The sequence below is a fragment of the Bradyrhizobium sp. USDA3516 genome (assembly GCF_057651995.1).
The window spans coordinates 1-13,544 of record NZ_JBYGYN010000008.1; the positions used below are offsets into that span (position 1 = coordinate 1).

At 66.0% G+C, this 13,544-nt stretch carries 10 protein-coding genes; 1 reads left to right on the forward strand and 9 read right to left on the reverse strand.

Going from position 1 to position 13,544, the window contains the following annotated elements:
* Nucleotides 1-570 (reverse strand): flagellin N-terminal helical domain-containing protein (locus tag AC24YW_RS23750; RefSeq protein WP_487484978.1); only part of this gene is annotated, 570 nt, incomplete at its 3' end.
* 321 nt (nt 571-891) lie between these two features.
* Here AC24YW_RS23750 and flbT point away from each other — a divergent pair.
* The gene (flbT, locus tag AC24YW_RS23755) at nt 892-1,335 is read left to right on the forward strand and encodes a flagellar biosynthesis repressor FlbT (RefSeq protein ID WP_487484979.1); all 444 of its coding nucleotides are present in this window, start codon (nt 892-894) and stop codon (nt 1,333-1,335) included.
* A gap of 73 nt (nt 1,336-1,408) precedes the next feature.
* On the opposite strand, the gene AC24YW_RS23760 is transcribed toward flbT, so the two are convergent.
* From AC24YW_RS23760 to msrB, 8 genes are all read right to left on the reverse strand, one after another.
* The gene (locus AC24YW_RS23760) at nt 1,409-2,905 is read right to left on the reverse strand and encodes a pyridoxal phosphate-dependent decarboxylase family protein (protein WP_487484980.1); all 1,497 of its coding nucleotides are present in this window, start codon (nt 2,903-2,905) and stop codon (nt 1,409-1,411) included.
* Complete coding sequence (locus AC24YW_RS23765; protein ID WP_487484981.1) at nt 2,902-4,155, reverse strand: ATP-grasp domain-containing protein; 1,254 nt, start codon at nt 4,153-4,155, stop codon at nt 2,902-2,904. Before AC24YW_RS23765 ends, AC24YW_RS23760 begins: the two co-directional genes overlap by 4 nt.
* A 1-nt stretch (nt 4,156) precedes the next feature.
* The gene (locus AC24YW_RS23770; protein WP_487484982.1) at nt 4,157-5,809 is read right to left on the reverse strand and encodes a hypothetical protein; all 1,653 of its coding nucleotides are present in this window, start codon (nt 5,807-5,809) and stop codon (nt 4,157-4,159) included.
* On the reverse strand, nt 5,796-6,581 hold the full coding sequence (locus AC24YW_RS23775; RefSeq protein ID WP_487484983.1) for a hypothetical protein: 786 nt from the start codon (nt 6,579-6,581) through the stop codon (nt 5,796-5,798). The genes AC24YW_RS23770 and AC24YW_RS23775 overlap by 14 nt, the downstream gene beginning before the upstream one ends.
* A gap of 73 nt (nt 6,582-6,654) precedes the next feature.
* Nucleotides 6,655-8,538, reverse strand: a complete 1,884-nt coding sequence (locus AC24YW_RS23780; protein WP_487484984.1) for a flagellar protein — start codon at nt 8,536-8,538, stop codon at nt 6,655-6,657.
* Between the two features lie 21 nt (nt 8,539-8,559).
* Entirely contained in the window at nt 8,560-10,443 is a 1,884-nt protein-coding gene (flgK, locus tag AC24YW_RS23785) for a flagellar hook-associated protein FlgK (protein ID WP_487484985.1), read from the reverse strand.
* A 35-nt stretch (nt 10,444-10,478) separates the two neighbouring features.
* Complete coding sequence (locus AC24YW_RS23790; RefSeq protein WP_487484986.1) at nt 10,479-12,731, reverse strand: flagellar hook-basal body complex protein; 2,253 nt, start codon at nt 12,729-12,731, stop codon at nt 10,479-10,481.
* Between the two features lie 271 nt (nt 12,732-13,002).
* Entirely contained in the window at nt 13,003-13,515 is a 513-nt protein-coding gene (gene msrB, locus AC24YW_RS23795; RefSeq protein WP_487484987.1) for a peptide-methionine (R)-S-oxide reductase MsrB, read from the reverse strand.
* Between the last annotated feature and the right edge of the window lie 29 nt (nt 13,516-13,544).

Here is a 13,544-nt window from a genome sequence, read left to right on the forward strand (position 1 = left end):
GGTCGTGCCGTTGGTGGCGATCAGGGTGATGGTGCCGGTCAGGGCCGTGGTGCCGTCGCCGGCCGTCGCCGCCGTGCCCGTGAACGCGCCGATGGTGGCACCGAGCGTGGTGGTGCCGGTCGCCGCGGTGGTGCCGCCGGCTGCGCCGCTGAACAGCACGTTGCTGCTCGCCGTCGCGCTGGCGAACGAAGTCGTGCCGCGCAGGTCGGCCGACGTCGCACCGGAGATGGTGGCGGAGACGTTGGACTTGGTGGAATAGCCGACCGTGGTCTGCAGCGCCTGGTTGGCGATCGACTTGGCAGAGTCGATCAGCTTCTGCAGCGAGGTGATGCCGGTGTTGGCAGCCTGCAGCACCTGCACGCCGTTGGCGATGCCGTCGAGCAGGTTGTTGATGTCGCTGGCGCGGTTGTCGAGCGACTGCGCGGTGAAGAAGTTGGTGGGATTGTCCAGGGCCGAGTTGACGCTCTTGCCGGTCGACAGACGATTCTGCGTGGTGGCGAGGAGGTCAGCGGTGGACTGGAGGGAGAGCAGGTTCTGACGAACCGATGCGGAGAGGACGATACCGGACATGACTCTGTTACCTTTCTGGTAAACGACGCTACTGTTACACGTCTGCTTGGATCGCGACCGACCCAGCGACCGGCGGACCGTGGCGCCGAGACCTCTAACGAAACATGAAATGAAATCCGCGCTTTCGCCCGGTCACGCGTGATTCGGCCTCGGAAGCGACGCGCATGGCCGCGCCGCCGCACCAAACGCGCCATTGAAAGCATTGAGCTTTTTGGCCGAGTTGGCCCAAATTTACAGCTCGTTAACTAGTTGCGAGCGAGAATCACGTCCTGATAGGCCGCAACGAACGCTCGGTTACGAAAGCGTTGATGGAGAACAGCAATGGCCCTCAAGGTCGAGCTCAAACCGCACGAGCGCATCATCGTCGGCAATTCCGTGATCACCAACACCGACCAGCGGGCCCGCCTCCTGATCGATGGCGAGAACGTGCCGATCCTGCGCGAGCGCGACATCCTCACGCCGGAGACCGCGGACACGCCCGCCAAGCTCGTCTATCTGGCCGTCCAGCTCATGTACATCTCCCCGGATCCGCAGACCCAGCACGGCACCTATTTCAACCTGGTGCGCGACATTGTCACCGCGGTGCCGAGCGCCTGGCCGATCATCGAAGCCATCAACAACAACATCCTGAACGGCGACCTCTACCGAGCGCTGAAGGAAGCCCGCAAGCTGATCGCCTATGAGGATAAGCTGCGCAACCAGTTCGAGGCCGCTCATCCCAAGGCGGCAGGGGACAAGGACGACGTCAGCACCGCCGCCGCCTGATACAGCCGTTCGCGCCAACGATAACGGCCCCGGATCGCCTCCGGGGCCGTTGTCGTCTCGGACGTTCGTCAAGCTATTGCGCGACGAGCGGCGGCGCTTCGACCTCGATCACTCCGCCGCTCCGTTGTCCACCGAACTGCAGCACGGCCGCGACCAGCGCATCGATGTCCGCCTCCTCGGTGCGGTGATTGACGATCGCGGCGCGGATCGCGAACTTTCCGTCCAGCGTCGTGCTCGATGGCGCGGCGATGCCGGACTCCTGGACGTCGGCGACGATCTCGCGATTGACCGCATCGCCGCTGCGATAGCGGAAGCAGACGATGTTGAGATTGACCGGCGCCAGCAATTCCAGCCGCGGTTCGGCCAGCACGCGCGTCTCCAGATATTTGGCGAGCGCGCAGCTTCGTGCGATTGCCCGGCCCAGCCGGTCGGTGCCGAACGTCTTCAGCGTGAACCACGTCTTGAGCGCACGAAAGCCGCGCGACAGATCGGGACCGAGATCGCAGGGCCAGACCGCGCCCGCCGCAAGCCCCCTCGCCTCGCGGCTCAGATAGGCCGCCGGCTGCGCGAAGGCTTGCCGATGCCGCTCGCCGTCCCGCACCAGCAGGAAGCCCGCATCGTACGGCACCTGCCCCCATTTGTGGAAGTCGAGTGCGATCGAGTCCGCAAGCTCGATGCCGCCGAGCAGCGGCGCTAGCTTCGGCGACAGGATCGCAAGCGCACCGAAAGCGCCGTCGACGTGAAACCAGATTCCTTCCTCGCGGCACAGCGCAGCAACCGCCCTGAGGTCGTCGATCGCGCCGATATCGACCGTACCGGCGGATGCGACCACCAGGAAAGGCTTGAAGCCGACCTCGCGATCGACGGCGATCTGTGCGCGCAACGCGGCAACGTCGATCCGATGATCGGCATCGACGGCGATCCTGCGCAGCGCATCGGTGCCGAGCCCGGCAATGTCCATCGCCCTCGATATGCAGCCATGCGCTGCCTGCGACGTATAGGCCGTGAGCAGCGCACCGTCGTTGCCGATGCCGTGCTGCCGCGCCAGCGTGCCGAGCGCGGTGGTGCGCGCCACCAGCACGGCCATCAGATTGGCCATCGACGTGCCCGTGACGAAGATGCCGCTCGCGCTCTCGGGAAAGAGGAACAGGCGGCGCATCCAGTCGACGATCTGGCGCTCCACCTCGATCGGCATGTGGTCGCGTCCGCCGAGATTGGCGTTGAGGCCGGCGGCGAGCATCTCCGCGAGCATGCCGACCGCGGTGCCGCCGCCGTGCACCCAGCCCATGAAGCCGGGGTGGACGTTCCCGGTCGCATAGGGCGCGACATGCTCGGAGAATTCGCGATAGACCTCGGCAAGGCCGGTCGCCTCGCGCGGCACGTCCGTCCTGAATGCAGCACGGACGTCATCTGGAATCGGCTGCCAGACCGGGCGCGCCCGAACGTTCGCGATGCCGTCGATCGTCTCGTCCAGCATGCGGTGGGCCAGCGCACGAAACTCGCTCCAGTCCTGCGGATCGAGCGAGGTATCCGCGACGGGGCTGTGCGTATTGCGGATGATCTCGTTCATGCAGCGCTCTCCCTGCCCGTCTTTGCGTGCCGCGACAGCATCGCCGTGAACGCGTCGAAGATCTTGCGCATCTGCGGCGGCTTGTACGGAAACACGACCGGCGAATCCATGTTGTGCACGACGGCGGTGTTGTCGGCCTCGAACACCAGAAGCTCGCCGTCCGCGTTCTCGGCGCAATCGACGATGAAATAATCGAGGCCGACGCGCCGGCTCATCTCCTCGAGCGCGTTTCCGTGGCGCTCGCCGAAGGCGTGGTCGAAGTCGCGCATGAAGACGGCTTCCTCGGCCCGCTTCTCTTCGCTGAAGGCCATGTAGGCGTTGAGATACCAGATGTCCCAACGGTCGGCGATCGCCATGTGGCACGCGTACGGCTTGCCGTCGACCATGGCGAGGCGATACTTGCGGTAGAGCCCGTCGGGGCTCACATAATCGACGAAGCGTGCGACGAAGAAGTCCTGCTCTTTCCGTTCGGCGAGATAGGCCGCCAGAGCCGCCGCATCGTCGAGCTTCGCGAGCCCGACGCCGGCATGCGAGCCGCGCGGCCGTGCGATCATCGGAAAGTGCAGTTCGCCTGCGATGTCCTCGCATGCGATCCGCCCCTGCGCGAGGTCCGACAATTGCGCGCGCGTAGCGTGGATGGTCGCGGGAATGTCGAGGCCGGGCACGTCCGTCAGCAGCCGATACAGCTTGTCACGATCGAGATTGCCGATGCGATCGGGACGATTGAGCAGCGGCCGCGGCCAGTGTGGTGCGGCCTCTTCGATCAGCGCGAGCGCCTCACGGCATTCCTCGGAATCGGACGCGACCACGATGGCCACGTCGTGCTCCGGCAAGGTCTCGGGCAAACCGACGCTCTTGATCACATAAAGAGTCAACAACTCGACATCGGAGCCTTCGAGCAGGAAATCGATCGGCGTGTTGCCGCCCATGTCGATGTCGGCTGCAAGCGCGAGCAGGCGCAGGCCCGGCTTCGGGCCTGCGCCGGGCGTTCGGAATAATTGATGGAACGCCAGCACCTCGGACTGGATCGCAAGCCCCCGATCCTTGTCGCCCAGCAGCTGAGTGATCAACGACAGGTCCAGCCCCTCGCCCGCCAGCGCGGTCCCCGCCGCGATGCGTGCAACGAGCTGGTCGCGCAACGGATGCAGATCGGCGCCTTCGAAGGCCCGGCGCGTCAGCTGCGCAAAGCCGATGCGGTCGGCATAGTTCGCGGCGGTCAGGCCGATCGGCGCGGAAATCGGACGCTGCATCTCACACCTCGAACGCGGACTTTACCGGCACCGCCGTCGCTGCACCACCGGCGAGCAACAGCTCGATCTTCACCAGGACATGGGCGATTTGGTCCAGCAGGCGCTGCACGTTGCGCTGCGCCTCCGCCCTGTCCGGCGACCAGACCTCCGTCACGAGCCGCGCACCAACGCAGAGGCGCAGCGCGGCCTGCGGCGTCTCGCCCTGCCGCTCCAGCCGCACCGGCTGGCCGATCAGGCAGCGCTGCGCGGCGACCTGACGGTCCTCCGCGCTGCCGTTGATCTCTTCGCTGACGTCACGCGCCAGCGCGCGATGAACGGCAGTGGTCTCGGCAACGGAAACCGGCTTGCCGTCGCGCAGCAGCGTGAACGGAAAGATGGTGGGTTGCGCGAATTCTTCGTCGTCGATACCGGCCACGTTGGGCGCCGCTGGAACGGAGCGCAACGACGGCGACAATGCGATCATGCTGTCGATGCCGGCAGCGAGCTCGGCGAGCATCCCGGCGCGGAAAGCCCCGGGAACGGCGTAGTAGCTGCCGATCTCGGCCAGCGCCGCCTCCCAGCGCAGCCATTGACCGAAATTCGGGCGGCATTCGAAGCGCGAACGCAGCGCCGTCCAGCCCATCGGCCAATCGCAGCGGCCAGCATAGTCAAGGATTCCAGGTGCGATTCCCTCGACGCGGTCGAGCGAGCGCGACAGGCCCTTCGGCACGAGCAGCGCCCCGCTGAAGGCCGGTCCGCCGAAGAATTTGGAGCCGGTGATCAACACCATATAGCCGCGGTCTAGATAGGAGCGCAGCCGCCGGCGGCCGAGCCGGGCCTGGCAGGCGTCGACGACGATCTGGACCTTGCGCGGCCAACGCCGCGCGATCTCGTCGAGACAGGCCGTGCTCGGCGCACGCCATCCGAGCTTCGAGGAATCCATGATCTGGAGCAGCAACGGCGCGCCTTGCGCGATCGTGGCCTCGACCGCATGCAGCACCGCCTCATCGGCGTCCATGCGCATCGCGATCCCGGCCCCCGGCGCGCGCAACGGCAGCGAGATGCCGGCGCCGGCGAGCCCCGCGACCGCGGCGTCCTTGCGAACCGCAAGGCCACTCGCCGTCAGGGCGCTGAAATGAATTCCACGCGCGGTATGGGCCGTGCCGCTACCGGTCTGGTCGGCGCCGACCACGATCGTCACAGGCCGCGCGCCGAGCATCGTGCGCGCCAGGAACAGAGCGTGGAGCTGGGAGTCCGTGCCGGACGGCGAGAACACCACGTCGACGCGCGGCGAGAGCTGCAGATGACCGCGCAGCTCGTGGCGCATGTCCTCGCAGCGTGCATCGAAAGCGAGCTCGACCTCGTCGAACAGGCACTTGTGCATCAGCTCTTCGCGCGCCAGCGCGGCGCGGTCATAGGCCGCCTGCGAGATCGTCGACGCGGTCGATGAGGCGAAATTCCAGACCTCCGGCTCCGGCGAAGCCGGGCAGCCATAGGCGTTGACGCGGCCGCTGGGATCGAGCGCCAGACGCGGATCTCCGCCCGAAACGAGCAGCGTGTCGAGCGGCGTGAAGAGGTCGCGCAGGCGATAACGCGAGCCGCCGTCGGCGGCGCGCTGCAGCTCCGACCGAGGAGATGCACGGCCGCTCAACCCGAAAGGCTCACGCCGCGGCATCGGCCGCCGCCGCAGGCGCAGCTGCGAATTGCGAGGCGATGTCGCCGTGGAACACCGACGGCCCGACGTGGTCGAGCGGGCTCTGAATGTCGGCCCAGATCTCGCCGCCGATGTCGGTCCAGCGCTTGCAGAACGCGAAGTCCTCGGACAGATACGTGCCGGTCACGGGATCGATCATGCATTCGAACAGCGCGAATCGGTTCCGGCTCGCCGCCAGCGCATCATGGGAATGCTCGCGGAAGAACTGGAGGTTCGCGTAGTCGGGGTGGCGGCACATCGCCTCCAGCACGTGACGCCGGATCATCAGGAAGCCGGTGCCGGCATAGCGCACGCGGGTGAAGCCGTTGACCACGACGATGCGGTCGGGATCCTCGATCTCGAGCACGTAATCGAGCGAGGCGGCCGGCACGTCGGCCCGACCCGACTGGATCGCCCGCGCGGCCTTGTTCCAGTTGACCCGCTTGATCGGATAGCAGCCGGCGACGACGTCCGCGCCGCATTCGATCAGGCGGAACACCTGCTCCGGCTTGAAGCCGATATCGGCATCGATGAACAGGAAATGCGTCGCCTTCGGATCGTCCAGAAACATCGCGGCCAGGTTGGCCCGCGCTCGGGTGATCAGCGCGTCGCCGTCGCGCAGGAGAACCTTGAGCTCGAGATTGGACATGCCGTGCACGGCGCGCTGCAGCGCGAAGATCGAGCTTGCATAAATGCTCGACACCTGCCCGCCGAAGCAAGGGGTCGCGACCACCAGCTGCATCTTGTCCGACATCGACCGCTCCGCCCCCGCTTGCAATCCTCACCAAGAGGTAAACAGGCATGGTTAACGGCGTGTTAACGCCGCCTTACAGGAACTTGACGAGCGAGAGCTGCGCCAGGTTCGAGGTCACCTGATAGGACGCCTGCAGGGCGTTCTGCAGCGCCAGGATCTCGCTCGCGACTTGGTCGGGCGAAGCCGATTCCGCCTGGTCGATGATGGTCTGGAGCTGCGCCTTGGCCTGGGTCTGACGCGTGCTCGCGTCCTTCATCGTGTTCTGGGCCATCGCGATGTCGGTCTGGATGTCCTCGATGCGCTGCTGTCCGGGCTGCTGCGTCAGCGCCTGGGTCACCCGCAGGCTGAGCGCCGAAACCTGCCCGCCCGAATATTGCCCGGTCGGCGAGGTCGAGAAGGTGCCGAACACCGCGATCGCCTGCAATTGCCGGCGGATCGCATCCTCATTCGCCTGGGCGCCGTACTGCACCGTCACGGCATCGTCGACCCGCGCCATCGCGGTTGAGCGCGGCGAGCCGGGCCCGTCATTGCCCAGATACCATTTCACCGTATTGGCCGAGCCGTTCACCAGCGTGGTCGCCGAGCTCGCGGGCGAGGAGCCGACGCGCAGCGGCGGCTGCGTGGCGGTCACCGGCGTCGAGCCGAACCCGAGCGCGCTCAGCGCGCCGGTGTTCGACGTCGTGATGCTGAGGCTCGCCGCATCGTCGGTGTTGATCGTGATCGAGCCGCCATGGACCGTCGAGGGCTTCGACGTCCCGGTGATCGCGTCGACCTTGCTCAGCAGGGTCTGGATGCTGTCGGTGACGTTGAGCTGGTTGCCGGTCGCGCCCGAGGCCACGAAGGTCAGCGTGGTGCCGTTGACGGTGATGGTATCGCCTGCGACGAAGCCCGGCGAGATCGAGTCCGAGGGGCTCGCGCCCGATAGTGCCGTCGCGCCGGTGACCGGGGCAGCCGGCGCTGCCTGGTTGGTGACGGGGGTGCCGATCGCAGAGCTCGCGGTGTTGAAGAAATTGTCGCCCGCAACGATCGCCGATGCCGCCACCAGCGAGGTGTTGGCGAGCTTCTGAATCGCGGTGTTCAGCGCCGTGTTGAGATTCGCGGCGGTATTGTTCGGGTTGACGGGCGTGCTCGCATCGATCGCGAAGCTGCCGAGCGGCGTCGGCGTCGCCGAGGACGCCGTCAGGTCGATCTGCTCGGTCGTGCCGTCCGGCAGGGTGAACTGAATACTGAGCTTGTCGCCGTTGTTCGGATTGACGCCGTTGAGATCGACCGAGAACGACACCGGCGAGCCGCTCGGACCGGTGACGGTCGCGCCTGTCAGCGTCGAGGACACCGCCTTGATCTTGAGGCCGAACGGCGAACCGGCGACGTCCTCCGACACCTGCACGGAGCTTGCCGTCGGCTGCGTCTGCACCAGGCGGCCCATGCCGCTGGCCCCTAAGTCCGCGGCCTGGCGCTCGGCCATGACGGTCTTGAAGCCGGCCTGCGTCGTGGTGCCGTTGATGATGTCGCCGGCATTGGCCACCGACTGGGTGTTGACGGCCGTTCCGGAGAACAGATAGCGGTTGCCGGTCTGCGTGTTGAGGACGCCGACCATCGACCCGAACTGGGCCGCCGCGGTGTTCTGCGCAATGGTCTGGCCGTTGACGTTGAGATCCTGCGCGGTGGAGGCAGAGCCCGTTTGCACCGTGCTGCGGATCTTGGTCAGCGATTGCAGCGCCGTGTTGGCGAGGTTGATGCTGACGTTGACGTTGGTGATCGTGTCGGTATAGGCGGCGATGTTGGAGAGCTGCGCGCGGCCTGCGATGGCAAAGCCCTCGTTGGTGCCCATGCCGGAATAATTCTGCGACAGCTTGCCGGTCGCAAGCTGCGTCGACAGGTCGGTGAGCTGCTGATTCAAGTTGCGGATCTGGGCGCCGAGGATCGACGAAGAATAGTTGATGCTGCTGATCGCCATCTTTCGGAGCCCTGTTACTGTTTACAATTGAGCCTGGATCAACGTGTTCATCATGCTCTGCACCACCGACATGACATGCGCATTGGCGGCGTAGGCGTTCTGCAGCTGGATCAGGTTCGACATCTCCGCGTCCAGGTTGACCTTGGAGGTCGAGTCGAACTTGGCCTGAAGCGTCGAGACCACGACGCTCTGGCCCTGCTGGAGCTGCGTCGCCTGGGTCGCGGCGTTGGCCTGCACGCTCAGGAACTGCTGGAGGAAGTTCGAGACGCTGCCGGTGAAGGGCTGGGTCGCAGAGCCGAGGCCGCTCTGCGGCGAATAGGAAAACACCGCACTGGTGAGCTGGGAATAGAGGTAGTCCGAACGCGTGGTGTCGCCCGCGGGCGTCACCGGCGAGGTGTTGTAGACCGACATCCTGGTCGGGTCGGCGACCAGCTGCGTGTTCACGGCGATGCGTCCGGCAAGGCCGGTCATCTGCGAGCCCGATGCCGTGATCGCGCCGGTGTAGAGCGCCTGTCCGCCGTCGGTGAACAGCGGCAGCTGCGGATTGCCCGAGGTCAGCGACGAGATCGTCTTGGTGGTCGAGGCCGAACCGACCTTGGCAAGGCCGGTGTTGTCGTCGGTCACCCGCAGCGTCGTGGCGGTCGCCGGTGACGGGGCTGCGGAGAACGACAGATGCGTGCCCGCCAGCGCGGTGTTCAGCGCAGAGGCGATCGCGCCCATGCCGCCGGCGAAGTCGACGCCGATCCGCATCGGGTTGGCGTTGGTCGCGTTCTGGAGCGGCAGCGCCGCCGGGTCGGTCACGTTGACCAGCGTGATCTGGCGCTGCGTGTTGGTGGCCGTGTCGGTGTAGGTGATGTTGACGGTGTTGCCCGGCAGCGCGCCGGCAAGCTCCAGGTCGAAACCAGCCGGCGGGCCGGACACGGTGCTGCCGGCCGTGGTCTTGTCGGACAATGCGCTCGTCATCGTGGCGGCGAGCTGGTCGATCTGGTTCTGCGCCTGCACCAGAATTTCATCGCGCAGCTTCAGATCGGCCGCAATCTGTCCCGACGACACCACGTTGTTGGCGACGACGTCCACCTGCGAGCCGTTCGGCAGCTTGATGTTGAGCGCGCCGACGCCGGATTTGGTGGGGTCGATGTTGTAAAGCGAGGTCGCCGACAGCGCGCCGGCGGAGGCAAAGGAGAATTCCGATGCGAGCCCCGCGCCGACCAGCTGAATGCCGGTCGTGGTGTAGATGTTGGCCTGGTTCGAGTTGTCGGTGGTGACGCGGACGTCGACATATTTCGAGAGCGTGTTGATGGCCTGGTCGCGCTGGTCCATCAGCGTTGCGGCCGAGGGATCGTTGGCCGACAAGCCCTGGAGCCTGGTGTTGATGTCGGCGATCTGCTTCATGGCCGCATTGGCGGCCTGCGCCGAATTGCCGAGATCCTGCTCGACGTTGGAGCGAAGCGACTGGATTCCCTTGGTGGTGACGTTGAGCTGCGTCGCGAGCGCCTGCGCCGCTCCGAGCGCGACGGTCTGCGCCGACGACGCCCCCGAGCTGGTCGACAGCGCCTGCAGCGCCGTCGTGAACTTGTTCAACGCATCTTCGAGCGTGCCGGAATTGCCGGGCGTGCCATAGACATTCTGAAGCTGCTTCAGGATGTTGGCCATCTGGTCGGCGTAGCCGCCGCCGCCGGTCTCGGTCCGCAGCTGGTTCTGCACGTAGGTGTCGAGCAGGCGGCTGACGCCGGTGGTCATCGCCGTCGCGCCGAACTCGCCGGTGGTGACCTCGATCTGGTTCGGCGTCTGGACGACGTAACCCGGCGTCTGCGCGTTCGCGACGTTCGAGGAGACGATCGAGAGCGCGGCCTGGTTGGCACGCAGACCGCTCATCGCGCTGGCGAGGGCTGAACTCAAACCCATATCACTGGCCCGCCTTTGGTTACGTCACGCGCCGATCAGCGCAACACGTTGAGGAGATCCTGCACCATCGAATTCGCCGTCGTGATCACCTTGGTGTTGGCCGAATAGGCCTGCTGGGTCACGATCAGCTTGGTGAATTCGTCGGCGATGTCGGTGTTGGAGCCCTCCAGCGAGGAGCCGGCGATGGTGCCCGAGGCGCCGTCGATGGCGTCGCCCGATTGTTCGGTCGCCGCATAGGCGCCGCCGTCCATCGCCTTCAGGTAATTGGTGCCGTTGAAGTGCGACAGCTGCACCTGGGCAAGGTTCAGGTTCTGGCCGTTGGAGAAGGTGCCGACCACGATGCCGCTATTGTTGACGGCGACCGAGCGAAGCTGACCGGCGGCATAGCCGTTCTGCGTGATGGTGTTGATGGTCACCGCGCCGCTGGTGCTGGCATATTGCGTCAGGCCTCCGGAGGAGATGTTGAAGGCGACGGAGCCGAGCGACTGGCCGCTGACGGTGACGTTGTTGATGGTGATGCCCGAGCCGCTCGGCGAGGTCAGCGAGCCGTCGGCGGCAAAGGTGAAGGTCTGACCGGTGTTGACCCAGCCGACCGTGGTGCCGGTGGCGTTCGGGTCGGTCTGGTAGAACAGGTTCCAGCTGTCGGAATGACCCGCGCCCAGCGAGGCGCTGTCGGTCTTGGCCCAGCGCAATTGCAGGTTCACCGGCGTGCCGGCGGCGTTGTAGGCGGTCACCGCGCCGCCGCTGATCGATTCCTTGGTGAAGGTGGCGATGTCGTTGCCGATGACGCCGCCGGTGCCGGCGGTGCCGCCACCCTCGCGATTCCTGGTGATGGTCGAGGTGAAGCCGAGCGCGGAGAAGGCCGCGCTGTTGGAGCTCGAGACCGTCAGGTTGGAGACGGTGCCGGTGTTGAGCGTGATCACGCCGCCGCTGCTGACCGACGATCCCGAGGCGCCGGAGAGCGCGTCGATCTTGCCGAGCAGGGTCGTGATGTTGTCGGTGACGTTGATCTGGTTCGCACCCGAAGCGCCCGAGGCCATGAAGGTCAGGGTCTGGCCGTTGACGGTGATGGTATCGCCCGCGGAGAAGCCCGATGTGAGCACCTGGGCGCCGCCGGCGGTGGCCGAGCCGCTCAGCACGGTCGCGCCGGAGATCGCGGGCGATGACAGCACGTTGCCGCCGCGGGTCACGCTGCTGATCCCGAGCGCGGTGGCGGCCGTGCCGCTGCCGATCGCGACGTCGGTGCCGGTGCCGGTCGCGATCTGGATATTGCCGCTGACCGAGAGCGAGGCGGTGACGCCGGCGCCGCCGGCGGTCTGGATCGCGTTCAGGATGTCGGCCACCGTCGCCGTCGTGCCCGCGCCGAGACCGATCGTGGTGTTGCTGCCGACGGTCGAGACCGTGGTGCCGCCGTTGAAGGTGATGGTGTTGCCGTTGACGGTCAGCGTCTGGCCGCTCAGCGCGGTGAGGATGCTGGAGGCGAGATGGGTGCCGGCGGCATTGTCGAGCGAGGTGGTGGTCGAGGCGACCGCGGACGAATTGTTCTGGAGCGCGACCGTGCCGGTGGCCGTCGTCGAGGAATAGGCCGAGCGGATGTTGCCGGTTGCAGCCGCGCCTGACACGGTTGCATTGGCATAGGGCGCCGGCGGCGTGCCGACCGGCAGCGGGTTGGCCGCGAAATCGGACGGGTTGAGGCCGCCGGCTGCGAGCAGGGTGCCGGTCGAGGCGGTGGTTTTCGCCACCGTGTTGGGCTGCGTCGGCAGGTTCGCGGCGTACTGGATCGAGGTGGTCGCCTGCGCCGGAATGAAGTTGTTCTGGAACTGCAGCACGTTCGCCACGCTGCCGGTCGGGTTACCGGTCTTCGGGTCGACCGTGACGCCCATCAGGTAATAGCCGGCGCCGTTGACGAGGTTGCCGTTGGCATTGAGCTGGAAGTCGCCGCGCCGCGTGTAGTAGGTGACGCCGGTGAAGACAGGTACGTTGTCGACGACGCCGCTCGCCTTCTGGATCGAGAAGAAGCCGTCGCCGGTGATCGCCATGTTGGTGGCGACGCTGGAGGACGAGATCGTGCCCTGGGTGGTGATGGTGGCTTTGGCGTTGGCCGTCACGCCGCCTGCGACCTGCTTGCTCGGGACCGAGGAGTCCGGAATGAGATCGACGAAGCTGGTGCCGATGCCCTTGTAACCGGTGGTGGACGAGTTCGCGATGTTGCCGGAAATGTTCTGCAGCGCGAAGGACTGCGCCTGCAGGCCACCCACCGAGGTGTTCATTGCATCGAAGATACCCATAACTTTGTCTCCAAATCCGATCTCGGCGGCCGGTCGACCATGGCCGCAATCGGAAAGAGACGTCGCAAGGCCTATGCCAATGCTGGTATGCTCAGGAAATCAATGACTTAATGAAAAAGCCCCGGTCTGACGACCGGGGCACATTTGCCGGGACCGGCAACAATTGCCGGGGACATGAAGTCATTCCGGAGCGGTCCGCAGGACCGGATCCGGAATCTCGAGATTCCGGATTCGATGCTCGCGCATCGCTCCGGAATGACGTCTCAACGACCTACGTTGCCGACGCCGCGGCGGGGTGGAAGACCAAGCCGAAGCCGTCGATGCAATAGCGCAATCCGGTCGGCTTCGGGCCGTCGTCGAAGACATGGCCGAGATGGCCACCGCAGCGCCGGCAATGCACCTCGGTGCGGACCATGCCGTAGGTGCGGTCCTCGGTCTTGCCGACATTGCCTTCGATCGGCGCATAGAAGCTCGGCCAGCCCGTGCCGCTCTCGAACTTGGTCTCCGACGTAAACAGCGGCAGGTCGCAGCCGGCGCAGGCGAAGATTCCCTTGCGCTTCTCCTTGAGCAGCGGGCTGGAGCCGGGCCGCTCGGTGCCGTGGTTGCGCAGGATCTCATATTGCTGCGGCGTGAGCTGGGCGCGCCATTCGGCCTCCGTCTTGGTGATCTCGAACTTTTGCGCGGCCTTCTCGCCGGCCTCGGCAGGTGTTCCTCTCAGCCAGCGGAAGGCCGAAAGGCCAAACAGGCCGGCGACAGACGTGAGCAGGATGCGGCGGTCAAGCATGTCATTCTCCGTGCGCGGGAAGTCCACGC

Coding starts and splice junctions, on each gene's coding strand:
- flgK (WP_487484985.1), bottom strand. CDS start 10,443: ATGGGTTTGAGTTCAGCCCTCGCCAGCGCGATGAGCGGTCTGCGTGCC.
- AC24YW_RS23775 (WP_487484983.1), bottom strand. CDS start 6,581: ATGTCGGACAAGATGCAGCTGGTGGTCGCGACCCCTTGCTTCGGCGGG.
- AC24YW_RS23760 (WP_487484980.1), bottom strand. CDS start 2,905: ATGAACGAGATCATCCGCAATACGCACAGCCCCGTCGCGGATACCTCG.
- AC24YW_RS23790 (WP_487484986.1), bottom strand. CDS start 12,731: ATGGGTATCTTCGATGCAATGAACACCTCGGTGGGTGGCCTGCAGGCG.
- AC24YW_RS23765 (WP_487484981.1), bottom strand. CDS start 4,155: ATGCAGCGTCCGATTTCCGCGCCGATCGGCCTGACCGCCGCGAACTAT.
- AC24YW_RS23780 (WP_487484984.1), bottom strand. CDS start 8,538: ATGGCGATCAGCAGCATCAACTATTCTTCGTCGATCCTCGGCGCCCAG.
- AC24YW_RS23770 (WP_487484982.1), bottom strand. CDS start 5,809: ATGCCGCGGCGTGAGCCTTTCGGGTTGAGCGGCCGTGCATCTCCTCGG.
- msrB (WP_487484987.1), bottom strand. CDS start 13,515: ATGCTTGACCGCCGCATCCTGCTCACGTCTGTCGCCGGCCTGTTTGGC.
- flbT (WP_487484979.1), top strand. CDS start 892: ATGGCCCTCAAGGTCGAGCTCAAACCGCACGAGCGCATCATCGTCGGC.